The 24,748-nt window shown below is 69.7% G+C and carries 19 protein-coding genes; 7 read left to right on the top strand and 12 right to left on the bottom strand.

The window, feature by feature from the left end:
* Nucleotides 1-11 precede the first annotated feature (11 nt).
* Both HS045_RS08435 and HS045_RS08430 read left to right on the top strand, forming a co-directional pair.
* The gene (locus HS045_RS08435; protein WP_196450556.1) at nt 12-500 is read left to right on the top strand and encodes a VOC family protein; all 489 of its coding nucleotides are present in this window, start codon (nt 12-14) and stop codon (nt 498-500) included.
* 218 nt (nt 501-718) lie between these two features.
* A complete protein-coding gene (locus tag HS045_RS08430; protein WP_196450555.1) occupies nt 719-2,329 on the top strand; it encodes a methyl-accepting chemotaxis protein in 1,611 nt (536 codons plus the stop codon).
* Between the two features lie 182 nt (nt 2,330-2,511).
* Here the strand turns inward: HS045_RS08430 and HS045_RS08425 are convergent, their stop codons facing one another.
* On the bottom strand, nt 2,512-3,216 hold the full coding sequence (locus HS045_RS08425; RefSeq protein WP_196450554.1) for a trans-aconitate 2-methyltransferase: 705 nt from the start codon (nt 3,214-3,216) through the stop codon (nt 2,512-2,514).
* A 365-nt stretch (nt 3,217-3,581) separates the two neighbouring features.
* Between HS045_RS08425 and HS045_RS08420 the strand changes: the two genes are divergently transcribed.
* Nucleotides 3,582-4,070 carry a hypothetical protein gene (locus HS045_RS08420; RefSeq protein WP_196450553.1) on the top strand — a complete coding sequence of 163 codons (489 nt, stop codon included), beginning with the start codon at nt 3,582-3,584 and terminating at the stop codon, nt 4,068-4,070.
* Nucleotides 4,071-4,212: 142 nt separating this feature from the next.
* The gene (locus tag HS045_RS08415) at nt 4,213-6,255 is read left to right on the top strand and encodes a hypothetical protein (protein ID WP_196450552.1); all 2,043 of its coding nucleotides are present in this window, start codon (nt 4,213-4,215) and stop codon (nt 6,253-6,255) included.
* On the opposite strand, the gene HS045_RS08410 is transcribed toward HS045_RS08415, so the two are convergent.
* Entirely contained in the window at nt 6,242-6,694 is a 453-nt protein-coding gene (locus tag HS045_RS08410; protein WP_230883481.1) for a hypothetical protein, read from the bottom strand. The genes HS045_RS08415 and HS045_RS08410 overlap by 14 nt on opposite strands.
* A gap of 167 nt (nt 6,695-6,861) precedes the next feature.
* On the opposite strand from HS045_RS08410, the gene HS045_RS08405 reads away from it, so the two are divergent.
* The gene (locus HS045_RS08405; protein WP_196450550.1) at nt 6,862-7,080 is read left to right on the top strand and encodes a hypothetical protein; all 219 of its coding nucleotides are present in this window, start codon (nt 6,862-6,864) and stop codon (nt 7,078-7,080) included.
* 40 nt (nt 7,081-7,120) lie between these two features.
* On the opposite strand, the gene HS045_RS08400 is transcribed toward HS045_RS08405, so the two are convergent.
* From HS045_RS08400 to HS045_RS08360, 9 genes are all read right to left on the bottom strand, one after another.
* A complete protein-coding gene (locus HS045_RS08400; RefSeq protein WP_196450549.1) occupies nt 7,121-8,041 on the bottom strand; it encodes a hypothetical protein in 921 nt (306 codons plus the stop codon).
* Between the two features lie 35 nt (nt 8,042-8,076).
* Entirely contained in the window at nt 8,077-9,246 is a 1,170-nt protein-coding gene (locus HS045_RS36075; RefSeq protein WP_196450548.1) for a DUF3696 domain-containing protein, read from the bottom strand.
* The gene (locus HS045_RS08390) at nt 9,243-10,406 is read right to left on the bottom strand and encodes a DUF262 domain-containing protein (protein WP_196450547.1); all 1,164 of its coding nucleotides are present in this window, start codon (nt 10,404-10,406) and stop codon (nt 9,243-9,245) included. The genes HS045_RS36075 and HS045_RS08390 overlap by 4 nt, the downstream gene beginning before the upstream one ends.
* A gap of 126 nt (nt 10,407-10,532) precedes the next feature.
* The gene (locus HS045_RS08385; RefSeq protein WP_196450546.1) at nt 10,533-12,020 is read right to left on the bottom strand and encodes a serine/threonine-protein kinase; all 1,488 of its coding nucleotides are present in this window, start codon (nt 12,018-12,020) and stop codon (nt 10,533-10,535) included.
* Between the two features lie 16 nt (nt 12,021-12,036).
* Nucleotides 12,037-13,845 carry an N-6 DNA methylase gene (locus HS045_RS08380; protein ID WP_196450545.1) on the bottom strand — a complete coding sequence of 603 codons (1,809 nt, stop codon included), beginning with the start codon at nt 13,843-13,845 and terminating at the stop codon, nt 12,037-12,039.
* Nucleotides 13,846-14,550 carry a M48 family metallopeptidase gene (locus tag HS045_RS08375; RefSeq protein WP_196450544.1) on the bottom strand — a complete coding sequence of 235 codons (705 nt, stop codon included), beginning with the start codon at nt 14,548-14,550 and terminating at the stop codon, nt 13,846-13,848.
* Between the two features lie 18 nt (nt 14,551-14,568).
* Nucleotides 14,569-17,739: a type I restriction endonuclease subunit R gene (locus HS045_RS08370; protein ID WP_196450543.1), complete on the bottom strand. Its 3,171-nt coding sequence runs from the start codon at nt 17,737-17,739 to the stop codon at nt 14,569-14,571.
* 91 nt (nt 17,740-17,830) lie between these two features.
* Nucleotides 17,831-19,060, bottom strand: coding sequence for a restriction endonuclease subunit S (locus tag HS045_RS08365; RefSeq protein WP_196450542.1), 1,230 nt, complete (start codon nt 19,058-19,060; stop codon nt 17,831-17,833).
* Entirely contained in the window at nt 19,053-21,521 is a 2,469-nt protein-coding gene (locus HS045_RS08360) for a class I SAM-dependent DNA methyltransferase (RefSeq protein ID WP_307827423.1), read from the bottom strand. The genes HS045_RS08365 and HS045_RS08360 overlap by 8 nt, the downstream gene beginning before the upstream one ends.
* A gap of 339 nt (nt 21,522-21,860) precedes the next feature.
* Here HS045_RS08360 and HS045_RS08355 point away from each other — a divergent pair, with 339 nt between their 5' ends.
* Together HS045_RS08355 and HS045_RS36070 are read left to right on the top strand one after the other, a co-directional pair.
* On the top strand, nt 21,861-23,156 hold the full coding sequence (locus tag HS045_RS08355; protein ID WP_196450540.1) for a serine/threonine-protein kinase: 1,296 nt from the start codon (nt 21,861-21,863) through the stop codon (nt 23,154-23,156).
* 159 nt (nt 23,157-23,315) lie between these two features.
* Complete coding sequence (locus HS045_RS36070) at nt 23,316-23,774, top strand: PASTA domain-containing protein (RefSeq protein WP_196450539.1); 459 nt, start codon at nt 23,316-23,318, stop codon at nt 23,772-23,774.
* Between the two features lie 76 nt (nt 23,775-23,850).
* Here the strand turns inward: HS045_RS36070 and HS045_RS08345 are convergent, their stop codons facing one another.
* Nucleotides 23,851-24,591 carry a GntR family transcriptional regulator gene (locus tag HS045_RS08345; RefSeq protein ID WP_196450538.1) on the bottom strand — a complete coding sequence of 247 codons (741 nt, stop codon included), beginning with the start codon at nt 24,589-24,591 and terminating at the stop codon, nt 23,851-23,853.
* Between the last annotated feature and the right edge of the window lie 157 nt (nt 24,592-24,748).

Here is a 24,748-nt window from a genome sequence, read left to right as displayed (position 1 = left end):
GGAGGTCGACCATGACCGGACGCACAGCTCACCCCGAGATCCCCGACCGCTACCGCTACGCGGTGATCCCGCACATCATGGTCGACGACGCCGCCGCGGCGATCGACTTCTACCGGCGGGCGTTCGGTGCCCGGGAGGACTTCAGGGTCGAGGCTCCGGGCGGCGGGATCCTGCACGCCGAGATCACCGTCGGGCGGTCGGTCCTGATGCTGGGTGACGCCAGTGTGGACGAGGCGGAGGCCGGTTCCTTCGCCGCGCCGACCTCGCTCGGCGGAGGCACGTCCGTCACGCTGCACGTCTTCGTGCCCGATGTCGACGGTCTGGCGGAGCGCGCGGAGGCCGCCGGCGCCGAGATCCTCCAGCCGCCGAAGGACATGTTCCACGGGGACCGCACCGTCATCATCAAGGACCCCTCCGGTCACATCTGGGTGTTCCTCACCCACATCGAGGACGTCTCGGAGGCGGAGCTCCGGCGCCGCCTGGCCGCCGCCGCCGGGTGACCGATCGGGGTCCGTCAGCCCCAGTCGGCCGGGGGCGGCCGAGAGGCGCGGAGGAGACGCTCGGTTCGTTCGAGGACACGGCGGACACCGGTGCCCGCCCGGTTCGGTGATTTCACTCACCCCGCGACCGGTGCGGTCGATGGTCGGGTTGTGAGCGTCGACGACGCCCGGTGAACGACACCGACACGACACCGACACGACAGCGCGGGGAACCGGACATGATGAAGATCAACGATTTGAAGGTCGGCGCGCGCCTGGGGAGTGCGTTCGCGGTGGTGGGCGTCCTGCTGTGCGGAGCGGTCGGGGTGGGCGCCGTCGGCATCTCCTCGGCGCGGGAGGCGACCGACCACCTGGAGGCCAGTACGGCGGTGCGGGGCGCGGCGCTGACGGCCAAGTTCCGTACCGCCGACTTCAACGGCTGGCAGACCGGCTACGCCTTCGACGTCATCCGCGGCGTGCCGAACGCGGCCGATGACGCCGTCGGCCAGCGCAAGAACTTCCTGGCCTCCACCGAAGCCTTCCGCGGTGACCTCGACAAGCTGGAGAGCATGGGACTGACCGCCACCCAGCGCGCGGACCTGCAGCGCGCCGAGGCGGCGTTCGAGGACTTCATGAACGTCGACGAGCAGATCATCGCCGCCTACCGCGGCGGCACGCCCGCCCAGACCCGGCAGGCCAACGACCTGGTGGCCGGTGAGGCGCTGGAGCACTTCGACCAGGCCGCCACCGCCGTGAACGAACTGGCCGACGAGGCCGTGGCCAACGCCGCGGCGGCGGCGGCCGACGCGCGCGCCGCCAGTGACACCGCCCTGCGGCTGATGCTGGGCGCGGGCGTATCGTGCCTGCTGCTGGCCGTCGCGCTGGCCGTGGCCGTGACCCGGAGCATCACCCGGCCGCTGACCGCGACCGTGCAGACCCTGCGCGGCATCGCGGCGAAGGACCTGACCGTCTCCATCGACACCACCCGCCGCGACGAACTCGGCGACATGGCCCGCGCCCTGGCCCAGACCGTGGGCGTGCTGCGGGACGCCTTCGGGACGCTCGCCCGCCACAGCACGACGCTGTCCGGCGCCTCCCAGGAGCTGACGGCCGTCTCCACCCGGATGGACGGCGCCGCCACCGGCACCGCGGCCCGCTCCGACCAGGTCGCCGCCACGGCGGAGCAGGTCTCGGCCAATGTGCAGACCATCGCCGCGGCCAGCGAGGAGATGAGCACCACCATCGCCGAGATCGCCGGCAGCGTCAGCCAGGCGGCCCGGGTGGCCGGCACCGGCGTGCAGACGGTGCGCGACGCCGGTGAGACCGTCGCCAAGCTGGGCGCCTCCAGCGCGGAGATCGGTTCGGTGATCAAGACGATCACCTCGATCGCCGAGCAGACCAACCTGCTCGCCCTGAACGCGACCATCGAGGCCGCCCGTGCCGGGGAGCAGGGCAAGGGGTTCGCGGTGGTGGCGGGTGAGGTCAAGGACCTGGCGCAGGAGACGGCCAAGGCCACCGAGGACATCGCCCGCCGGATCGAGGCCATCCAGGCCGACACCGATGCGGCGATCGCGGCCATCGGCGGGATCAGCGAGATCATCACGACCGTCAGCGAGCATTCCACGGCCATCGCCGCCGCGGTGGAGGAGCAGAGCGCCACCTCCGGGGAGATGAGCCGCAACATCTCCCAGGCCGCGGTCGGCGCCGACGACATCGCCGCCGGTATCACCGGGGTCGCCGACGCCGCGCAGACCACCACCGCCGGGGTGGCCGAGGCCCGCCGTACCGTCGGCAGGCTCGACGAGGTCGCCGCCGAGCTGCACGGCATCGTGGTCCAGTTCACCGTCTGAAAGGCCCTGCCGGACTTCTGCCGTCGGCGTCGGCGTCGGCGTCGGCGCTGGCATCGGCACCGGCATCGGCGCAGGCGGTGGCGCAGGCGGTGGCGCAGGCGGTGGCGCAGGCGGTGGCGTCTGCCGGACGAGGTGTTCGAACGGCTGCGCCGCCGGTCCGGGTCGCGGCGAGGAGGAATCCCTCAGGCGAGCCGCCAGGCGAGGAACCCCTCGGGCGCGTCGGCCTGGACGAAACCCGATCCGGTGAGCTCCCCCTCGATCACGTCCCATCCGGGGCGGTAGGCGTGCCCGGTGATCTCCTCCTCGCTGACGACCCTGTCGCCCTCGGTGATCCGGTAGAGGTAGCGGGCCTCGCACGCCTCCCCGTCCGACCGGAGGATCTCCGACAGGACCGCGTAGGTGTGCCGGCCGACCCGGCGTGACTCCAGCTCCTGCAGAGGGCGCGGTGCCGGGGGGCCGCCGGCGCGCCAGGTGAAGACCAGCAGGCCGCCGGGCTCCAGCCGGTCCGCCAGCACCGGCCAGAGCCGCCTGCGGTAGTCCGGCTCCAGGGCGTACATCACGTTGATCATCACGATGGCCTCGACCGGCTCGTCCAGGTCCACGCTCAGCGCGTCGCAGGGGAGCACGGTCACCCGCTCCAGCAGTTCAGGGCGGGCGCCCAGTCGGGACAGCAGCAGCGCGCGCATACCGGCCGAGGGTTCCAGCGCGAAGATCTCCGCCGGGGTCCGGTCGGCCAGCGACGTGGTGACCAGACCGCTTCCCGCACCGATCTCCAGGATGCTCCGCCGTACCCCGGCGAGGAGCGGGGGAAGCTTCTCCCGGACCTCCGGGATGTGCCCGTTCTCGTGGAACAGGTCATAGAAGGGGAGGGAGATGAAGTCGGTCATGTCGGCAACGCTATCGGGCGTCGCGATGGTCTGATCGGGCGTCGGCGCGGCCGTACGGTGCTCGGGGCGGCGGGGTTCCGGCCGGAGCACCGAGCACGGAGCACGCCGGTCGGCACGGCATGAGTCGGCACGGCATGAGACGGAGCACCGAGCACGGAGCATGCCGGTCGGCACGGCATGAGACGGAGCGCGGAGCATGCCGGTCGGCACGGGTCGGCCTCCGCCGCCCCGGCTCGCGGTCCTCCTCTCCCGAGGCCGTATGGCTACGGTACGCATTTCATTAATAACGCCCCGTGTTGGTTGTTCGCGGTACGGATGCGGACATCAAGGCCGTAGCCACCGCATCAGCGGGGAGGGAGTGATGAATGTTCTCGAAGCGAGTCATCGGCGTTCTTGCCGCGGCAATCGTCGTCGGCGGAAGTCCGGTCGCCCTGGACGTCGCCACCACGGCGCCCGTCCATGCCCAGGATGATCGCACCTGCCTGTATCGGGTGCACAAGGTCTCTCCGGGCGACTACGTCAAGGTACGCCGGAAACCAGGCAAACGGCCTCGTGCGTGGAACAGAAAGTACAAGGTGGTTGACGTGCTCCTGCCCGGCCGGACCACCACCGGCACGTGCGAGCGTTCCCGGGAGCACTGGCGCGAGGTGAAGGGCGGGAGCGGCGTCACGGGCCACGTTCGGAAGCGCTTCGTGAAGAAGGGGTCGCAGATCGGAGGCGAGGCCTCGTCGGCGCCTTCGCCCGCCCCTGCGGTCTCGCCGGCTCCCGCGCCCGAGCCCGAGCCCGAGCCCGCGCCCACGGTCTCCGCGGTTCCCGCGCCCACGGTCACGATCACCGGTTTCCCCCTTCCCTGAGGTCGGCAAGCGATCGTTGCGCCGTGGCATCGGAGGAGACGCCACGGCACGACCATCCAGCCAGGGACGCGAGGCTCCAAGCTGTCGGGGATCTGCTCCTGATCTCTCGCGCCGCGATCTCCTGTCGCCGATGATGGACGGCATGACGGAGACCCCCTCTGTACCGCCGGGGACCGGGCCGCTCGCGCCGGAGTTCTCCGGGATCGACCCGGCGCTGATGAACGGCTTCATCACCGAGCTGGAGCGGGCCGGGCAGGTGATCGCCGAGCAGGCCGAGAGCATCCGCCGGGAACTGGCCGCCGTCGACCTGCCCGCCGCCGGGCTCGCCCCCATCCGGGAGATCGGCGGCTGGACGGAACAGCAGGTGCCGAAGCTCCGCCGGCGGGTGGCGACCATCACCGCCCCCGGGCCCGAGCTGCTCGGAATGATCGGCACGGGCCTGCGGCCGTACCGGGAGGCGTCGCTGCTCTCCCCCGCCGAGGCGCGGCGCCGGGGCACCGACCTGGGAGAGCGGTTCGCCGCCATCGATCCGGACGAGTTCCGGTTCACCGGGCCGTACGCCTCCGAGGAGATCGCCGCGGTGTTCGCGGCGCTGAAGGGGCACCAGCACGACGCCGGTTTCACCGCCGCGTTCTTCGCCGCTCTGGGCCCGGCCGGGATCCGCCGGGTGGACGCCGCGCTGCGCCGGCTGCCCGACGACGAGCGGCCCGACGCGCTCCGCACGGCCGGTACGGCTTTCGCCACCGCGGTCGGTGGCGGGGCGAAGGTGCCCGGATTCGCCGCGGTGATGAAGGCCGTGGAGAAGACGATGACCGGGAGCGCCGGGGACGCCGAGGATGTGGAGGCGGTCGCGGCGCTGCTGAGCCACGGGGACCACCCGGATGTGTGGCTGGCCGGACTGGCCGCGCCCGCGCTGCGGTCCGGCAGCCGGATCGGCGGTTCGGCCCTGGCGGGTCTGCTCGACGCGCTGGGGAACAACCCCGCCGCGGCCCGCCTGGCGATCGGCTCGGCGGCCCGGTTCGGGGCCGACCCGGCCCCGCCGGACATCGCCCGGCCCTTCGGACGGCTTCCGGGGTCCCCGGAGAAGTGGGACGACCGGCCGGAGCTGGCCGCGTTCCTGAAGGATCTCAACGAGCGGACGATGGGGATCCCGGAGACGGCGGGCGCCTTCGGGCGGCTCCTGGCCGCGGCCTCCGGCGCCTATGACGAGCAGGACGGAAAGCACGGCCAGGAGGCGGCGTTCTTCGCCTACACCGTGATGACCACGGCGGACGGGTGGCGGCTGAACGACGCGACCCGGATCCACCTGGCGGAGATCGGGGGCTCGTACGCCACGGAGATCACCCTGGGCGCCAACCTCAACGACGCCGACGTGGCCAAGGACAGCGCCCCGCAGACGACTCCCGGCCTGTTCGAGTGGACACCGCCTCCCGGGTTGCGCGGCGCCTTCCGGCTGAGCCCGGAGGACACCTTCCGCTTCATGACCACCTTCGCGGGTGACGCCGGCGCGCGACTCCGCTTCGGCGAGGGCATGGAGAAGTTTCTCCACAGGGTTCTCCCGTATGCGGCGAATGCCGCGAAGAGCAGCGGAGCCCCGGTTCCCCTGGACAACCTGTTCACGGCCCTGGGCAACGTCCGGGGCACCGAACTGGCCGCTGCCGTGCGGGTGCTCAAGCCCGGAGACGACGGCTCCGAGACCGCGGAGGACGCCGAGAGCTTCCTGGCGGGCGGTGTCATGGGCGTCGTCGGGCTGCTCTCTCCGTTCTCCGCCATCCCCAAGACCTGGACGGCCTTGTCCACCGGGGTCTCCGGCTACTACACCTACGGTCGGGGGCCGGAGGAGCAGGTGAAGAAGCTCTTGGAGTCGGATGAGGCGAAGACGCTGGGGCGACGTCACGAGACGGTTCAGATCCTCATACGGCAGGGGTTCGTCCCGGAGGTTCCCCCGGCCGGGGCCATCGCCGATCCGAAGGGCGGCCTGCGCCCGTTCGAGGAGATTCTCAAGCAGGGCACGGCGGGGGTGAGGGCCCTCGACCAGTGGTTGGTCGACAACGGCTTGGGAAAAGGTAATGATATTTCCCTGGGGGAGCTGGCCGCTAAACAGGCTGATGTTTTCAACGGCGCTAAGGGGAATGCATACAATCGGAGAGGTGTTTACGAGAGTGTGCAGCTCACGTCCGATTGAGGCACTGGGTCTCGCCTCGCACGGAGTATCTGCCATTCACCGTCGACTCCAATAACATGATCGTCTTTGTCGGCTCGTTCGTCATGCGTATCGATCCGCCTGAGCTGCCAGCGATTTTGTAATCGGCAACTCGATCTAAAGCGCTTATCATGATGTTGTTAAGAATGTCGGGTACTCGTTCCGGAGAGGAATCCGGTGCCGTTGCGGCGAAGGTGCGTTTGGCCTTGCCGTCGCCGCAGGGGATGTCCTTGCCGCCGGGGTCGGTGACCTGGATGTTTCGGGCGCTCACCTCGTCGAGAAGCTTCATGATGTGCGTCTTGAGGGTCGCGCCGGCCTCGGCAGCCGTCGGCTCCTTCTCCCCGCAGCCGGCCACGGACAGAGCGGCCACCAGGAGTGTCGCGCCGAGCCGTACGACAGGGCGTCGGTTGGAACGGGGCATTGGATACCCTCCAAAGAGCTGGCCGTCTGAGCGCACCATCTCATATCGTCCGGGAGAGCGCGCAAGCCGTTCCAAGGAGAAAGGGGAAGCGTTTGGCCCCCGAACCGTCGGATATGGTCTCCGATCGCCGCAGAGAGGAATTGCTGCGGGCGCTGACGAAGGTGCGCATGCACGCGGCGCGACTGGAAGCGGCCCTGGACCCCGCGCACGCGGCGTTCACCGGCAAGGCGGTCTGGACCGGTCCGACGGCGCGGGACTTCACCGAGGAGCTGGCCGGGCGCCGGGCACGGCTGCGGACGCTCACCCAGCGGATCGTCGAGGAACTGGAGGACGAACTGCGGGCCGTCCCCGAGAGCGCGACCCGACCCCCGGCCGCGCGGCGGTGAGGCGTCGCCGACCGTTTCCGGGTTGTGCGGCCCATCGAGGTCAGATGCCCAGTTTCAGTCCGACGTGCGCGATGATCGCTTTCCCCTCCCCCGGGACGAGCCGGAAATAGACACGGCCCTCACCCGGGGTGAACCGGCCATGGAGGTCGAACACGCGCACGGTGCCGTCGAAGTCCTTGAACCTGCAGAGCCGTTTGCGTGTCTCGCCCTCGGGCGTCACGCGGGATCTCCACATCGGCTCCCGGGTCTGCCGGGGATCCCAGTTCCTGATCGCGTGGTCTATCCTCTGGAGCTCCCGAGCCGCCGGGACCACCCAGTCCATGCGGAGCTCCGCGAAGTGCTGCTCGGTATGAGGCAGGAACAGCAGGTTCGGGTAGAGGCTGCCGCGTGCCTCCCAGACCTCGGAGCCGACCCTCAGATGAGGTATGCCGACCTGCTTGATCCACTCCATGTGGGCCTCGGCGTGGTCGGGCGTCGCCGCATGCCGGACTTCGACCGGTTCTTCGAGGAGGAACGGTTCGCCTCCCGGGTCCTCGGTCAGAACCCTGCGTTCGGCCTGGATCCAGGGCGCGTCCCAGGCCGGGTCGACGAGGAGGCTCACCGAGATGCCGTCCAGGAGATGCGCGGCCCTCAGCGCCTCGGCGGCGCGGCCGTTCCAGAAGTAGTCGACGCCCGCTGCGACGCCGAGGGGAAGGACATCACTGAACGGCGCGCGATTCTGCATACGGCGGATCCAGCGCCACAGGTCGACGTTGGCGGGCTGTCCGGCCCACTCGGCGAGATAGTAGCCCGGCGCGAGTTCCAGTTCTTTCAAAACCACATCGGAGACGAGGGCGGTGTCCGGGCGCTGGGCGGCTATCCCGCGCAGTACGCGGACGAACCTCCTCATCGCCTCGTCCACCCGTTCTCTCGGTTGCGGAGACGCGCAGGACAACTCGTTGAAGAACAGCAGAACGTGCACGAGATCTCCTTCGCTACGGGGGATACGGAAGACCCTCAGTCGAGAAGCTGATCAAGTGATCGGTCCCATTCGTCGAAGAAGCCCGACGGCCACTGCGAGAGCATGCCGTCGGGCCCGATGGAAGGGCTGACGACGTCGACGACCCCTTCGGCGTTCCGCTGGAAGTAGTGCAGGAGGACGTCCCCCGCTGAGAGCTGCTCGCGCTTCACCGCCAGCCGGACGCCGTTGAGGATGTGGTCGCTGTGCGTCTCGACGATGAGCTGCGCGCCGGCGGAGGCGGCGGCACAGGTGAGTCGTGCCATGGCGCTCTGGCCCTGGGGATGGACGTGCGCCTCGGGGTTCTCCAGCAGGATCATGGCCCCTGGCCGGGCCGTCAGACAGGCGACGACCACGGGCAGCACGTAGGTGAGCCCGAACCCGACGTTGGTCGGTCGCCGGGGATTGGTGGTCAGTTGTCCGGCCCGGGTGAACTGGAACCCGAGTCGGACGAGATCGGTCTGCTCGATCGCGGATGTCTCGATCTTCACTCCCGGGCAGATCTCACCCATCCACGCCTCGACCTGGTCGAGCAACCGGGAGGACGCCTCCGGATGGTGGAGGGCCTTGGCGGGCACGATCTCGTCTTGGTTGTGCCGGAGGAAGTCGATCGTGAACTCACCGCGGGTGCCGAGAAACCCGCGCCTGACCGCCATCTCGTGAGATCGCGGATAGGTCACCGCCGGGTTGATCCGGTCCGCCCGCAGGTACTGGAACCCGTGATTGAACAGGGTGTAGGCGGCTTCGCCCTCGCGATGGTCCGGGTGGAGGTAGACCGAGGGCTCGCACACGGTCAGCGGGAGGAGGTCGTCCTCCCGGCCGTATCGGGCACGGAATCTCAACGGCGCCGCAGAGCCCGCCGTCAGCTCGAATCCGATCTCGGGGGCCTTCCCCTGTTCGGCTATGTAGTCCTCGTGCAGGATGTCCTGACCGGTGCCGAGCTCGACGAGTTCGCCGTTGAGCGGGAATCCGCCCACGGCGCCGTCCTCGACGTACTCGCTGTAGTCCGCGAGCAGTCCGGAGGCGTTCGCCTGGCGGAGGAGGGCCAATGCCTGCAGCACCGTGCTCTTTCCTGACGAGTTCAGGCCGGACAGGAGGGTGTACGGGGCCAGTGGGATGCCGACGGAGTCGAAGGCCTTGAAATTGCTGATGACGAGCCTGTCGATCACCTGGCCATCTCCCTCAGCAGCTTCTCCACGGCGCCGAAGCGCCGCCGTACCTTCTCCGCGTCACCGGTGGCGACCGAGATGGCCTGCTGGAACTCGCCGTCCTCCATGAGCGCCATGAGGCCGGCTTGCACCTTCTCCCGGTTGCCTGCCAACGTGGCGATCTCATCGGGTGTCATCTTCGCGAGGTTCACCGAGACGGCCTCGAAGAGCGCCTTGTTGATCGGGAGGCGTCTTTCCTGGCCGGGGAACCGCTTACGGAAGGCGTGTTCCTGGAAGATGTCCCGGGCGGCGTGCATCGCCCGCTCGAAATCCCGGATGAGCCGGACGACCGACGCGCCGCTGAGCGTGTTGATCCGCTTCATCGCCTGGCGGAGGAAGACGTCGAGGTCTCCCCGGGGGTAATCGGCGGGCTCGGTGAGGCGGAAGGCCAGGAATCGCAGGACCATCTCGCGGTCCGCCATCCGGTCCTTCTTGACGCTGCGGAGCGTCGCCTGGAGGAACGGCTCGCTGTCGGCGAGCTCCGCCAGCAGCTTGCGCGCCTGCCCCGGGATCAGGGCGTGCCTGAGCTCCTGAAGCGTGAGGGCCCTGCCGCCCGTGTTGATGCGGGCGAAGATGTTGAACTTCACCGGTTCGGGCGTCCCCGCCCGGATGAGATGGATGATCAGTTCGGTCTCGTCGATCCTGGTCTGAAGCCCGCCGGGGAGTTGGGCGTACGTGTGGCCGTTGTACCGCTGCAGGTACTCCAGGCCGCGGAGCGTCAACGGCTCGGCGTCGATCACCTCCGGGGCGACGAAGCGGGCGATGGTGGTGAGCCGCTGGATCCCATCGACGATCACCCAGCCGTCCTCGCCGCTCTCGGCCGCGTAAAGGGTGGGCAGCGGAATGCGGAGCAGCAGTGATTCGATGAGCTTGCTCTGCGCGGTCTCGCTCCATATACCGGCGAAACGCTGGAAATCGGGCGCGAGATCGAGGACGCCTCGCCGGAGCCGCGCCAACAGCAGGCCGACTGTCATCGTCCGCGTCTGGACATCGATCTCGGCGGGATCGAACGGGTCGTGGATCAGGTCGTCCGGGGATTCCTCCTCGGCCTCGACGCCCGTGCTGAAACCCCTGAAATCGTATTCCACCGGTATTAAGTCGAGCTGCTCTTCCTTGCTCACGCCGATCGCGCCGACCCTTCCCTGAGCTGAGCCATTCGCCGCACGTAGACGGCATGATCCAACACTATCCAGAAGGGTGTGGAGCGGCGGCTGTGATGTGCATATGTCCCCCGCCGCCGGGCGGGATCACAAGGAGGCGAGCAGGCGACGGACCCGCTCCGTCGCGGCGTGGTCGGCGCCGTAGATCCGGCCCAGGTCGGAGAGGAGCGCCGTGAGGGTCCGTTCGGCCCGCTCCCGGAGGCCCGCGCTCAGCTCCAGTTCGCCGATCTGACGGCGGAGCTCCAACGCCCGGGGGTCGTCGTCCGCCGCGGTGTCGGCGAGCAGTGAGGTCATGAGCCGCAGCGCGAGCCCGCTGTCTCCGAGGTGCACGTGGCAGACCGCCTCCTGGAGCCGGTACTGGAACGCCTGCTCCGGGGGCGTCACCGCCGCCAGGGCCCGGAACTCCTGGGCGGCCCGGCGGTGGTCGCCCGCCGTCATCCAGATCTCCGCAAGCTGCTCCCGCAACCCCGGTTCCCCCGGCGCGTACGCGGCGGCCTCCTCCAGCAGGGCCGCGGCCTCGCCGTACCGGGACTCCCGGACCAGTGACTGCGCCTCCCGCCGGGCGCGCCGGACGTCGCCCCGGCTGAAGTCGGGCCGGACCGCGGCCGTCCCGGACGGCGACCCGGACGGCGACCCGGAAAGCGTCCCGGACGGCGGCGCGGAAGACGGCCCGGCGGGGCCGGAGACGACCGTCCGGCTCAGCGCGCGGGCGTAGAGCGTCAACGGGCTCTCGACGGCGTCCGTCATGTCCCCCAGCGGGCTCGTCCCCGACAGGTACGGCATGAGCCGCTCGTGCACATCGCGCACGCCGGCGGGCCGGTCCTCGGGGGACTTCTCCACCATCGCCATCAGCAGCTCGTCCAGGTTCCTGGGGATGTCGGCCCGATGCCGCCCGGCGGGGGTCGCCGGTGTCCGCACGTGCTGGCTCATGACGCTGAACTCGCTCGGCCCGGCGAACAGCGGGTGACCGGTGGCCAGCTCGTAGAGCACGCAGCCCAGGGCGTAGACGTCGCTGCGCTCGGTGGGCGGATCGCACTCGACCTGCTCGGGCGACATGTAGGCGGCGGTGCCGAGCTGCTGCCCCGTCCGGGTGAGCCGGGTCCGCTCCGCCTCGCGCATGAAGGCCAGGCCGAAGTCGAGGACGCTGACCGAGCCGTCCCGGCCCAGCACGAGGTTGGACGGCTTCAGGTCCCGGTGCAGGATCTTCTGCTCGTGGGCGGCCTCCAGCACCGACGCGATCTGGGCCCCGATCGAGGCCACCCAGCCGATGGAGAGCGGGGCGTGCTCGGCGATGACGTCGTGCAGCCCGGTCCCGGGGACGAACTGCATGATCATGTAGTGGCGGTCGTTCTCGGACCCGAAATCGTAGAGGGCCGGCACACCGGGGTGCGACAGCCTGGACAGGGCCCTGGCCTCCCGGGAGAACCGCTTGTCCAGCTCGGCGTCCGGGAGCCGGACGAACTTGATCGCCACCCGGCGTTGGAGCGTCGTGTCCACGGCGCTCCAGACCTCCCCCATGCCGCCGCGGCCCAGCGGGATCGGGTCGAATCGGTAGCGACCGAGGAAGAGGGACAACGATGCCTCCAGGGGATCACTCGGGGGTCAGGCTCCCGTCGAGAAGTCCGTCGATCCCGGCGGCGACAAGATTATCGCTGATCTCCCGCAGCTCCCTGGCGGCGTCCTCGAAGGCGAGCAGCCGCCGGAACGCCTCGCCGTACCTGCGCTGCTCCTCGATCGGCAGCCTGGGCAGCGGTGTCCGCCGGGGCTCCAGCCGGGTGGCGGAGCCGGTCCGGGCGCCCGCGGCGCCTCCGGCGCGCAGGCAGCCGACCAGGAAATGGGGGTCGAGCCGTTCGGGGTCGACCCGGAAGAGCAGCAGCTGGGGCCCGAGTACGGCTCCCGCCCGGCTCATCACCCTTGGCACCGAGCCGCCGCCGGTGAGCAGCGGGGCGACCACGTCACCCGCCTCGACGCGCACCGACCCGGGGGAGTCGGCGGTCCGGCCGCTGGGCGCCCGGTCGAGCAGTAGATCCTTGGCGGTCAGCACGGGAAGGTCGTCCCCGTCCGGCAGCTTGATCGGTCCTTGCAGGACGGCGACGACCCCGGCGCGGACCAGTTCGCCGACGGTGGTCGTCGCCGCGTCCCGCCGCGGGCGCGCGTCCAGCCGGGGCGGCGTCAGCGCTCTCGTCAGCGCCGCCAGGCGATCGCTCATCACGGCGAACCCGGACGAGGGTTCCCGCGCCGCCAGGCGGTGACCCGTGGTCAGATCGACCTCGTCGTCGAGCAGGTCGATGATGCGCACCACCCGGCTGCCGGCGGGCGGCTCACCGCCTCCGTCGAAGGCCCGCCACGCCCTCTCGGCCAGCGCCGTGTCCTCGCCCGCGCCGACCATCAGCACCTGGGACGGCGGCTCGTCGCCCGGTTCCGGTCTGCGGAGCACCCACAGGTCCGGCGCGCCGCTGGAGGCGGGGGTGGCTCCGGCGGACAGGCTGATGATCGCCCGGAGCACGCCCGCCCGCAGCAGGTTCCCCCGCACCCGGCGGCCCGGACGCCGGCCGGCCGCCGTGCCCGGCATCATGATCACGACGAGTCCGCCGGGCCGGACGTGGGCCAGGCAGTGCTGCACCCAGGCGAGCTCGGACTCACCGCGCGGCGGCAGGCCGTACTCCCAGCGCGGGTCACTGGTCAGCTCGTCGTAGCCCCAGCCGCGTTCGTTGAAGGGCGGGTTGCACACCACCGCGTCGACCCGCGTGCCCGCGAAGGCGTCGGCGCGGAGCGAGTCGCCCGCCTCGATCCGCGCGCGGCGGCCGTGGAGGCGGAGCCGGACGCCCGCGAGCCGGGCGGTGGTCTCGTTGAGCTCCTGGCCGAGCACGCGGCTTCCGCCGGAGGCCAGCAGCAGGGTGCCGATCCCGCACGACGGGTCGAGGACCGTGCCGCCCGCGGTCGCGGCGATCCCGACCATCAGCCCGGCCACGTCGGGCGGGGTGGCCAGGAGCCGGCGGGAGTGCAGGTCGAGGTAGCGTCGGCAGATCCCGTCGAAGGCGGCGACCGCCCCCTCCGCCCGGCCGACCTGCCGGATCTCCCGCACCAGGGCCTCGTCGAGGCCGGAGTCCTCCCCCAGCAGGACCGCGCCGGCGTCCGCCACCGCCTCGCCCAGCCGCAGGTCGTCGGTGCTGCCGCGCAACCGCTGCCAGAGCCGCTCCAGCGGCGCGACCTCGACGTACCGGTCGTGCCTGCGCAGCCACCGCTCCACCTCGGCCAGGGAGAAGGCCGGGCTGGAGGCGGTGCCGCCCACCGGCGGGGGGAAGTCGTCGAACCGCTTGCGCCAGTTGCTCACCGCGGCCCGGCCGACGTCGGCCAGCCGCGCGATGTCCGCGGCGTTGACCAGGACGTCGTCTCGCATCTACAGCCCTTCCTCCGGCAGCCAGAGATCATTCCCGGTACGGCGGAGCCGCTCCCGATGCCCCTCGTGCCCGGGGAGCGCCCGCTCGACGATCCGCCAGAACTCCGCGCCGTGGTCGGCCCGGTGGAGATGCGCGAGCTCGTGCACCAGCACGTAGTCGATCAGGCTGGGCGGCAGCTGCATGGTCGCCCAGTGGATGTTGACGTGGCCGTCCTGCGAGCACGAGCCCCAGCGGTAGCCCAGGGGCCGCACCCGCAGCCCGGCCGGTTCGACGCCCATCCGCGCCGCCCACGGTCCCATGCGCCGGGTCAGCCACGGATGGCCGACCCGGCGGTACCAGCCGACCAGCTCCTTGACCCCGCCGCCCTCCGGGAGCTCGATCCGGCCGCGGATCAGCCGGACCTCACCCCCCTGGACCAGGCGGAGCCGGTGGGAGCGGCCCAGGTAGCGGAAGCCCTCGCCGGAGACGAAAGCCTTCTCCGGAGGCGCCTCGCCCAGCTCCCGCTTCTCGGCGAGCTTGCCGTACAGCCAGGACCGTTTGGCCTCCACCAGGGTGGTCAGCTCGGTCGCCGAGACCCGGGGCGGCACGACCGCGGTGATCGAGGCGTCCCGCTCCACGGTGAGGCGGACGCTCCTGCGGCGGTCGCTCACCGAGACGGCGACCTCGAGGTCACCGACCCTGACGATCCCGGGGAAATCACTCACGGTCACCAGCATGCCAGCTCACCCCCGGGGTACGGCTGAGCGGTTCTCGCTGACGGCGTCCCGGGCCTTGTCGGCGACCTGCTCCAGCCGGGGCAGGTCGTCGAGGTCGCGCATGACGTGCTGGACCAGGATGTCGAAGATCTCGTTGCGGAAATCCTTCACGTCCGGGCCCTTGTTCCAGAAGCGGTGCCGGTGGATCGTCTTGCTCGCGAGCTCCACGATCTTCCGGGCCGCGTCGACGAACCGCGCCTCCTCGACGTCCTCGGCGGAGGTGGCCAGCTCCTGGACCAGGAGGCCGAAGACGGCGAACTCGACCGGGCTGAAGCCGTGCGGGTTGTCCCGACGGTCCTCCACGACATCGGCCATCAGCTCCCTGAAGGCCTCCAGCTGGGCGTCCCAGTCGTCCTTGAGCTCGGTCAGGATCCGCTCCAGGCGCTCGCTGAGCAGCTGGTAGCGGGCCGGGTCCTGGCCGGCGTGCACGGTGATGTGGTGCCGGAGGGCGTTCTCCATCTCCGAGGCCCGGGCCCGCGAACCGCCCGTCATCGCCTCGACCCTGGTGGCGAAGTTGGCCGCGGTCAGCTCGATCGGCGGGAGCTGCTGCTCGATGCCGAGCGAGGTCACGTGCTCGTCGATGAGCAGCTTGATCTTCTGGCCGTAGGCGCCCGGGTCGAACTCCCCGCCGTCCACCCGGTAGCGCCGGTCCGCGGTCAGCTTGATCACCGAGAACAGCTTGACGTCGGCCAGGTACGGCGTGGCCGCCGGGTCGGGCAGCACGGTGTTGACCGTCCGGGCGAACCGGGCGAACTCCACGGCGAACCGGTCCCGCAGCGCCGGGTCGGCCAGCTCCTGCACGCAACCCTCGACGTCCGTGCGGTCCCGGAACATCTGCCGGAGGCGCTGCCGCCGCGGCTCCAGCTTGGCGACCTCCGCCGCGAGGTCACGGAGCGCGCCGGCCACGTCGGCGCCCTCGCCGGACTCGAACTCCTCGTCGGCGTAGACCCGGAGCGCGTCCACCAGGTTCTGCGCCACCCCGCGGTAGTCGACCACATACCCGTACGGCTTGCCGTCCGCGGTCCGGTTCACCCGGGCGACGGCCTGGAGCAGGTCGTGCATCTCCAGCCTGCGGTCGAGGTACATCACCTGCTCGATGGGCGCGTCGAACCCGGTGAGCAGCATCGACTTGACGATGACGAAGGCGATGTCGTTCTCGCCGAACGGGCGGACGAAGCCCTCGACCCGCTGCTTCTGCTTGGCCTCGTCGGTCCACTCGGCGTAGCGGTCCTCGTGCTCGGTGTCCCCCTTGGAGATCACCGGGACGAAGTCCATCCGCTTGATGAGGTCGAGTTTCCCGTGCGCCCGGACGAGCTGCGCCTGCCGCGGCTTGAGCTCTTCCAGGTTCCGGGTGAGCAGGTTCGGCGGCAGCTTCTCGACGTCGCGGACCAGCTCGTCGCGGGCCGCCAGGAATGCCTCCCGATAGCGCACGGTGGTCTCCCGGTCGTGCGCGACCACCTGGGCCTTGAACCCCTCGGGCAGCACCTTGCCCACGTAGTGCCGGAGCATGTGCTTGGCCTTGACGTCGACCAGCCTCTGCGCGGTCGAGACGGTCCCCTTGGTGGCCCAGCGCTGCTGGAGCTGCTTGCGCTCCTCGTCGGTCAGGTCCTCGAACTCCTCCTCGAAGAGCTCGTCCAGGTCCTGGCCGTCCTGGAGCGCGCCCTTGACCTTGAAGCCCTCGTAGAGGATCGGCACGATCACGCCGTCCTGCTCGGCGTCCCGGAGGCGGTAGGTGTCGATGAAGGGACCGAAGAGCTCGACGCTGGTCTTGCGCTGCCCCTTCTTCGTCATGATCGGCGTGCCGGTGAAGCCGATCCGGGCCGCGTTCGGCAGCGCCTGGCGGAGGTTGGCGCCGAGCGAGGAGGTGTGCGAGCGGTGCACCTCGTCGATCAGCACCACGATGGACTCGTCGGTGTTGACCTCGCCCAGGTCGAACCGGTCCTTGGGCGCGCCGCTCTGGCTCTTCTGGATCATCACGAAGACCAGGCCCGGCCCGCTGCGGCCGAGCAGGGTCCTGGCCCGGGCACTGCTCCTGGCGGTGTCCACCTTCTCGCCGCTGAGCCGCATGGTCCCGCTGAGCTGTGTCTGGAGCTGGGTCCGGTCGGTGACGACCACGACCTTGTAGTGCGCCAGCTCGGTGATCGAGCGGAGCCGCCGGACCAGGAAGGTCATGGTCAGGCTCTTGCCCGAGCCCTGGGTGTGCCAGATGATCCCGCCCCTGCGGCCGGGCTCACCGTGCAGCAGCCGGTGGACGGTCCGCTCCACCGCGCGGAACTGCTGGTAGCGCGGGGCGACCTTGACCGTGATGCCCTCGTCGGTGGTCATGAAGGTGACGAAGTTGTGGACGATGTTGAGCAGGTTGGCCGGCTCCAGCACGCCGGCCGCCAGGATCTCCTGCCTGCTCAGCTGCGCCTCGGTCTTGCCCAGCTTCTCAGCGAGCCGCGCCGCGGTGAGCGGGTGGGGGTCGCGCCAGGGCACGTAGTGCTCCAGCTTGGCGGTGAACGTCCCCAGCCGGGCGTCCTCCCCGCTGGTGACCACGGTGAGCTGGACCGGCTGGAAGAGCTTCGGGTTCCCGGTGCCCCTGGTGCTGTACCGCCGGAGCTGGGCGACCGCCTTGCCCAGGTCGCTCTCGGTGGTCTTCTTGCACTCGACGACGACCAGCGGGATGCCGTTCACGAAGAGCACGGCGTCCGGGACGATCTGCTTGTGGCCGCCGGTCCCGGGGATGTCCACCCGGAACTGGTTGATCACCAGGAAGTCGTTGTTCTCCGGGTTCCGCCAGTCGATGAAGTGCACGGTCCGCGCCTTGCCGGTCGCGGGGTCCTCGATCGGTACGCCGTTCAGCAGCAGCTCGGTGACCTGCTTGTTGGCCTCCAGCAGGTTCGTCGGCGGCACCCGGGTCAGGGCGTTGAACGCCTGGCTGACCCCCCGGTCGTCCAGCCAGTCCCCGTTGATCTTCTCGATCGCGTCCCGGAGCAGGTCTTCGAGGACCACCTCGTCGAAGGACCGCCGCCCCGACATCTTCGCCAGCATCGGGATCACCGCCCCGTGCTCGGCCCCGGCGAGATGCCGCCAGCCCATGCCCTTCAACTGCTCGACCAACGGCCGCTCGACCAGCTCGTACTCGTAGTCGCTCACCGTCCGACTCCCCTCGCCAAGCCCCCGAACAACGTCATCTCTGCACAGATCACCCCGATGCCGGGGCGGCACACGGCCGCCCCGGCGAGGGCTAAAGCTCTTCCAGTACGGCTTCCGCCTCCGAAACCCGGACCCGTCCGGTCAGGAGGTCGTTCATGAGGCCTTGCTTGAAAATCTCAAGGCGATTCTTCGATCGGATTTCATTCGCGACCCGACCTAGATGAGATGCGTAGGATTTCACGATGTATTCTTGATTTTGAATTGGTGGCATTGGAACCTGGAAAGCGTGGACGTCGCTCTTGGTGATGTTCGGGTCCTTGCGGGTGCTCGCGGCCATCTTCCGCCATTGTCCACGCCGCTGCTGCAGCACTCGAAGGAGAAACTCCGGAAGCAGCCTGTCATCTGCCTCCAAGGCGCATATCGCCTGGTTGATGGTAGCTGATACGCCCAGCAGTGCAGTACGACCGATCTGCTCCCATCCTCCGTACATGGCGACCAAGACAGTTCCGGGTGGCAGGATTCTCAACTTCAAAGCACGGATGGCCTCGGGTGTAACCTTCTCATTGGTGTCGATGACGGTACTCTCGTTCAAGTCGAGCGTCTTCACCCATGGAACCCCTTTGGACGTGAAATACTTTTCGCCCTCGGCGCGCAAGGGGGTTGTCCCTGAAGTGATTCTGCAGATCTCATCCAGGCGGACCGTAGGCCATTCCTGCGATTCGAAGAGGTGGTCCTGAAGAGCTATCCCTAGATGCGAGAGTTTGGCGATCAGTTTATTGGATGCGTCGACGTAGGTATCGACGGTGTCGAGTATATCTGCGATTTGCCCCTGTTCTTCAATTGGTGGCATGAGAACATTTGTTCGCAGTAACTCATTGCGGGAGAGCTCAATTTGATTGGTCGATCCCGTGTAGCAGTGGGACTCCAGATGTTTCTGTCCCCACTGTGATCGAAGCAGAGCCTCGACCCATCGCGGATCGACCTTGGCGCGGTCACCACGGAGGACGGTCACGTGGCTGTCCACCATGAAATCGCCCGGCTGGTCGAAGACACAGCTACGTCCGATCGTGCCCGTGCCGGTGGAGTTGAGGAGCACGTCCCCGGGGGAGGCCGACAGCACACGCTTGAACCGTTTGTCGTGGGGCCGTGCCGCGCTGGCGTCGAATCCTGAGTGCTGGACACACCGCTGGCCGATGGCGAGAACCGGGCTTGCGTCCACGTAAGAAGGCGCGGTCCCGCGCGAGATCACTTTGCAGAGGCTCTGCAGTGACTCCTCCGGCCAGCCGGCGTTGTTGGGCACCCCCATGGAGTGGTCACGCATAGCCGAGCTCCTTGAGGTAGGCGTCCAGGCGGGCGGCGGCGGCCTCGCGCTGGGTTTCGAGGTCGCGCAGGGTCACCGCGTACTTCTCGCCCCAGGTGCGGAAGGCGCCCTCGAAGAGCCGGCGGGCGGCGGCCGTACGGGAGTCCAGGCGGGAGGTGAGTTGCGAGCGGAGGACGTCGAGGACGAGGTCGCGGCGGGAGTCGGCGTCGAGGGCGGCGACGGCCATCCGGAGGCGGGGCAGGAAGTGGCCTTCCAGAGTGCCGACCTTCTTGCGGGCGGCGGCCGTACGGGACTTCAGGTCCTTCAGCTCGGCCTCGGAGAGCTGGTCCTCGGCGGGCTCGTCGGCCTCCTCGTCCTCCTCGGCGGGCTTGGCCGTGGCCGCCTTGAGCTGGGCGTTCAGCTCGGCGTACGCAGCCTCAGCGTCCTCCAGCTCGGCGAGGTAGTCGGGGATCAGCGCCGGGACGACGCGGTGGTCGCGGGCCTTGCGCTTCTCGGCGGCGACCTTCTGCTTGTCCCAGTATTCGAGCTCCTCCTCGTCCAGCTCGAACGCCGACTCGATGGTGGTCAGCCAGCCCTCCACCACGCCCTCGAAGCCGTTGAGCCCGAGGGCCTTGATGTCGTACTGCGCCTCGCCCCACCAGGCGGCGACCACCCCGGCCAGGGCGAAGCGGTCCAGCAGGCCGAGCGGGAGGAGCTCGGCGACGAAGGAGTCGAGGAGCTCGGCCCGGACCTCCATCACCTTGTGCGTGTCGGGCAGCTCGACCAGCCGCTTGCTGTGCCGCCCCCACCAGTCGGAGAACGCCTCACGCAGCCGGGCCTCGGCGGGCGCGGCGAGCGCGGGGAGGCGCTCGGCGGTCGCCTTCCACCCCTCCGGCAGGAAGTCGTAGTAGTCGGCGTCGCGCTCGGCACCGTGTTCGTCGCTCCGCTCCGCGAAGAGCGCCGCCGGGTCGACGCCGAACGCGTGGAAGAGCCCGGCCTTGGCCTCGACCTCGGACTTGGGCACGCCGCCGTGCAGGTGGGCGCGGACGTCCTGGGGCTCCGGCGGGGGCGTGTTGTCGACGTAGCGGCGGATGTTGAGGTTGAAATCGTTCGCGGCCAGCTCCTCGACGTCGACGACCCGGGCGAAGCCGGGGATGTTCCGGTACTCCTCGAAGGCGGCGACGATCTTCTCGGCGTGCTGCGGTTCGAGGTGGTTCTGCGCGCGGCCGGCGGTGAACTCGCGGTCGGCGTTGATGAACAGCACCTTGCCCCGCTTGTCGGCGGGCCGGGGGGCGGTCCCGCGGAGGATGAGGATGCAGGCCGGGATGCCGGTGCCGTAGAACAGGTTGGGGGCCAAGCCGATCACCGCCTCCAGGCGGTCGTCCTCGATGACGCCCTTGCGGATCTCCTTCTCCTTGCCGCCGCGGAAGAGCACGCCGTGCGGCATGACGGTGGCGCCGACGCCGTCCGGGGTGAGCACCGCCAGCACGTGCTGGGCGAACATGAGGTCCGCTTTCTTCCCGGTCTCCGGGGCGTAGCCGTACCGGAAGCGCTCGGTGTGCTTCAGGTCGGCGAAGGAGTAGTTCAGCGAGAACGGGGGGTTGGTGAGCACCCGGTCGAAGCGGGCGAGCTCCCCGTCCTGGAGGTGCTTGGGCTCGGCCAGGGTGTCGTCGTTCTGCAGGTCGGCGTTGAGCACCCCGTGCAGGATCATGTTCATCTTCGAGACGGCCCAGGTGCCGCCGTTGTACTCCTGCCCGGCCAGGGTCAGGTCGCGGGAGTCCAGGCCGTGCTCGTCGATGTACTCCTTGGCGTGGATGAGCATTCCGCCCGAGCCCGCGCACGGGTCGTAGACGGCCATGCCGGGCCGGGGAGCGACCAGGCGGACCATCATCCGGACCACACCGCGCGGCGTGTAGAACTCGCCGCCCTTCTTGCCGGCCGAGTCGGCGAACTGGCCGATCAGGTACTCGTAGGCGGCGCCGAGCAGGTCGGGGAACTCGAAGTCCTCGTTGCGCAGCCGTACCCGGGAGAAGTGGTCGATGAGCTGCTGCAGGCGCTTGTCCGGGATGGTGGACTGGCCGACCTTGCGGGTGAAGTCGATGTGCTCCAGGACGCCTTCGAGCGCGGCGGTGTTGGAGTTCTGCAGCGCCTCCAGCGCCTTGTTGAGCAGGTCGCCGACGTTCTTCCGGCGCGAGTGGTCCTTGATGTACGGCCAGCTCGCCTCCTGCGGGACGTAGAAGCTCTCGCCCCGGTAGAAGCTGGGCGCGGCGGCCATCCGCTCGGCGTCCTGCTGCGACCTGCCCCCGGCGACCCACTTCTTGATCAGCTCGTCGCGGACCACCTCGAACTGGTCGGAGGCCCGCTTCAGGAAGAGCATCCCGAAGATGTACTCCTTGAACTCCGAGGCGTCCATCTTGCCGCGGAGGATGTCGGCAGCCCCGAACAGGTGCCGTTCGAGCTGCGGCAACGTCAGCTTCGCCACGTGGTGGCCCTTCTCCCTCGGTCGGCGGGACATCCCGCCCGGTCTCGCAGGCGTCTCATTGACGGGCCTGCGCTTCTTCAGTATCAGTGGCGCACGCCGTTGACGGCCACGCTAACAGTCGTTCTTGGTTATGTATACACCGTCGATTCTTCTTGTGGCACATGTTCACAAAAGTCGATGGGATCCTTCATGGGCGGGCCGCGTCCCGGCACGGTGAGGCCGTGCGCCCGCGCCGCCGCCCGGCTTCGCTCCCCGGGTCCCGGCTCAAGGGAACGGGTCCGGCCTCTCGATCCGACTAAAGCCGCGATTTACCACTGATCGCTGCCTATCATGCGGATCATGACCTTCGGCTCGGACCGGATCGCTCGCCGGACCAGGCAGGCCCCGGCCCCGAGCCTGAGCCTGGGCTGGGTGCTGGCGCCCTTCTTCTGCTGCGGCGGAGCGCCGATCCCGTTCGTGATCGCCTACCTGGCCCACCGGCTGCGCAGCCGTACCCTGTGGATCATCGCGGGCGGTTACCTCGCGGTCGAAGCAGGCGTCCTGGCGGCTTCCTCGGCGCTGGAGAACGTCCCCAAGGAGGACGGGCGCTGGACGATCACGTCCTTCATCTGGTTCGGCACCTGCGTGGCCGGAACGATCCAACTCCTCATCCTGCGGAACAAGACGGCGCCCGGACAGCCGCGGATGCATGCCGCACCAACCGCGCCCCCGCCTCCTCCTCCTCATCTCGGCCACACCTCGTCCGGCGGTACGGCCTCGCCCGCCGGTGCGGGCCCATCTGTCGGCAGGGGTCCGTCCGTCGGTGGAGGTCCGTCTGTCAGTGGGGGCCCGTCCGGTGGTAGGGGTCCGTCCGTCGGTGGAGGCTCTTCCGTGCTGCGCTGGGTCGGCGCGTACGCCCTCCTGGTCAAGCTCGGCGAAGGAGGCCAAGGAGCGGTTTACCTCGCTCGATCGCCCGACGGCCGGCAGGTCGCGCTCAAGCTCCTGCACACCCCGGTGGCCTTCGGAGAGGAGAAGGGCTTCCTGGCCGAGGCCGATTCCGCCCGGCGGGTCCCGGGGTTCGCCACGGCCCGGGTGCTCGATCTCGGCATCCATGACGGCATGCCCTACATCGTCAGCGAATACGTGCCGGGCCCCTCGCTTGAACAACTCGTCCGCCGGGAGGGGCCGCGTCCCCCGGACAGCATGATCCGGCTCTCCATCGCGACGGCCGCGGCGCTCAACGGGATCCACGGGGCCGGTGTGGTCCACCGGGACTTCAAGCCGGCCAACGTCCTGGTGGCGCAGGACGGCCCCCGTGTGATCGACTTCGGCATCGCCCGGGCCATCGACCGGCTCACCGTCTCGCGCGGGGTGGCGGGCACCCCCGCGTTCATGTCGCCCGAGCAGGTCGAAGGCCGCCGGGTGGGTCCCGCCTCGGACATCTTCAGCTGGGGCGTCACCATGTACTTCGCCGCCACCGGACGCCTGCCCTTCGGGGGCCGGTCCAGCTGGGCCGTCGCCGATCAGATCGTCAACCACCACCCCGACCTCCGGATGCTCCCCGTGCCGCTCAGGGAGGCCGTCGCCGCCTCCCTGCGGAAGAGCGCCGCGGACCGTCCGTCCGCAGATCGACTGTTGATAGAGCTGTCACGATAGAAACACTTGCATACAGTGTTCACAGTCTTTACTCTTCTTCTATCAATGCGGCAGGGGCGAGGCGGGCCGTGATGCGATCCGGTCGCCGCCTCCATGCCGCGGTCGGCGACATCGCCTGCCTGGACGCGGCTCCGGCCGCCTGATCCCTGAGGACTCCTCGTGACCTATCAGCCCTCCGTGCCGCCGCCCGCGCGGCACGGTTTCTCCGGCGCGGCCGTCGCGCTGATCGCCGTCCTCGCTCTGGGTGCCGGCTGCCTCGGCGGTGTGGCCGTGGGCAGCGCGGGCGGCACGACGGACACGGCGGCTCCGAGTCGGACGGTCGGCGCCAAGGCCGCGCAGGCGGCGCCGGAGGACACCGGCCTGCCGGAAGCCGGACCGGACAAGCCGGAATACATCAAACTGCCCGACTTCAAGGGCCAGAACGCGGCGGTCGCGAAGCAGTGGCTGGTCGACCAGGGCTGGAACGAGTTCAAGAACATCAAGCTCGGCTCGCAGGACTCCTTCGACACGATGGTGCTCCTCCCGGAGAACTGGACAGTGACCAAGCAGTCGCACCGCCCGGGCAGCAAGGTCAAGATCGGTAGCACCATCGTGCTCACCTGCACGAAGGGGTCCTGAACGGGCGCCGCCACGCCGCTCGCCGCCCGGCGGTGGGCAGTGGGCGCACCGGCGGCGCGGGCGCGATGGCCGGGGCTCAGCCGATGGGCAGAACGTAGACGAACTCGGCGCGGTCCCCGGCGGCGACGATGTCGGCCGTCTCCACCGGCCGGTCGTCGGCGAGGTGCGTCCGGCGCAGCACGGTCACGACCGCGCCGGTCGCGATGCCGAGATCCCGGGCCTCCTCCACCGTCGCGCCCCGGGAGGACAGCGCCTCCCGGCGGTGCGTCACGGTGATGCCGATCACGGCCATCCGGTCCCTCACCTCGCGGCCGCCGTGGGGGCCGTCCTCGGGGAAGGCGATCGGCGTCCCCCCGGTCAGCCCGTACGGCTCCCAGGAGACGGCGCGCTGCACCGGCTCGTCGTCGGCGGTGTAGACGTACACGGTCCGCATGACCGGGTCGCCCTCGGCGATGCCGAGTCGCCGCGCCACCTCGGCCGTCGCCGCGTCGGACCGGCTGTGAGCGCGCCACCTCGGCGTCTTGCCCTGGGTCTCCATGTCACCGGCGAACGGCGAGCCGCCGCGCACCTCCCGATGCCAGGCACGTGACAGCTGCAGCCGCTGGCGGGGCGGCAGCACATACGCTCCGGCCCCTGGGCGGGATTCCACCAGGCCCTCGGCGACAAGGACGCTCAACGCCTTGATCGCGACAGCGGCCGACACCTTGTACTGCTTGTTGATCTGCTCCCGGGTCGGGATCTGGGCCCCCGGAGGGAACTCTCCAGACTGGATGCGCTGCCGCAGGTCATCGGCGACCTGAATGTACAGATACGCCATCCCACGCCCCAGGGTTCGTTCCCGAAAATGCCCGAACAGCTTGACCACTCACGCACAACAGAGGCAAGCTGCCATGACAGCTGTTGATTCGCCATGACAGCTCAGGCGTCCCTGGCCGTGGCCGTGAACTACCCGCTGGTCCTTTTCCTTACCGGTA

This window comes from Planomonospora sp. ID82291, assembly GCF_015711645.1.
GTDB lineage: Bacteria > Actinomycetota > Actinomycetes > Streptosporangiales > Streptosporangiaceae > Planomonospora.
Note: the sequence above shows the minus strand (reverse complement) of the source record. Positions and strands in the feature narration are given on the sequence as shown.

Coding starts and splice junctions, on each gene's coding strand:
- HS045_RS08415 (WP_196450552.1), top strand. CDS start 4,213: ATGACGGAGACCCCCTCTGTACCGCCGGGGACCGGGCCGCTCGCGCCG.
- HS045_RS08430 (WP_196450555.1), top strand. CDS start 719: ATGATGAAGATCAACGATTTGAAGGTCGGCGCGCGCCTGGGGAGTGCG.
- HS045_RS08420 (WP_196450553.1), top strand. CDS start 3,582: ATGTTCTCGAAGCGAGTCATCGGCGTTCTTGCCGCGGCAATCGTCGTC.
- HS045_RS08405 (WP_196450550.1), top strand. CDS start 6,862: ATGCACGCGGCGCGACTGGAAGCGGCCCTGGACCCCGCGCACGCGGCG.
- HS045_RS08365 (WP_196450542.1), bottom strand. CDS start 19,060: ATGCGTGACCACTCCATGGGGGTGCCCAACAACGCCGGCTGGCCGGAG.
- HS045_RS08355 (WP_196450540.1), top strand. CDS start 21,861: ATGACCTTCGGCTCGGACCGGATCGCTCGCCGGACCAGGCAGGCCCCG.
- HS045_RS08410 (WP_230883481.1), bottom strand. CDS start 6,694: ATGCCCCGTTCCAACCGACGCCCTGTCGTACGGCTCGGCGCGACACTC.
- HS045_RS08425 (WP_196450554.1), bottom strand. CDS start 3,216: ATGACCGACTTCATCTCCCTCCCCTTCTATGACCTGTTCCACGAGAAC.
- HS045_RS08435 (WP_196450556.1), top strand. CDS start 12: ATGACCGGACGCACAGCTCACCCCGAGATCCCCGACCGCTACCGCTAC.
- HS045_RS08380 (WP_196450545.1), bottom strand. CDS start 13,845: ATGCGAGACGACGTCCTGGTCAACGCCGCGGACATCGCGCGGCTGGCC.
- HS045_RS08345 (WP_196450538.1), bottom strand. CDS start 24,591: ATGGCGTATCTGTACATTCAGGTCGCCGATGACCTGCGGCAGCGCATC.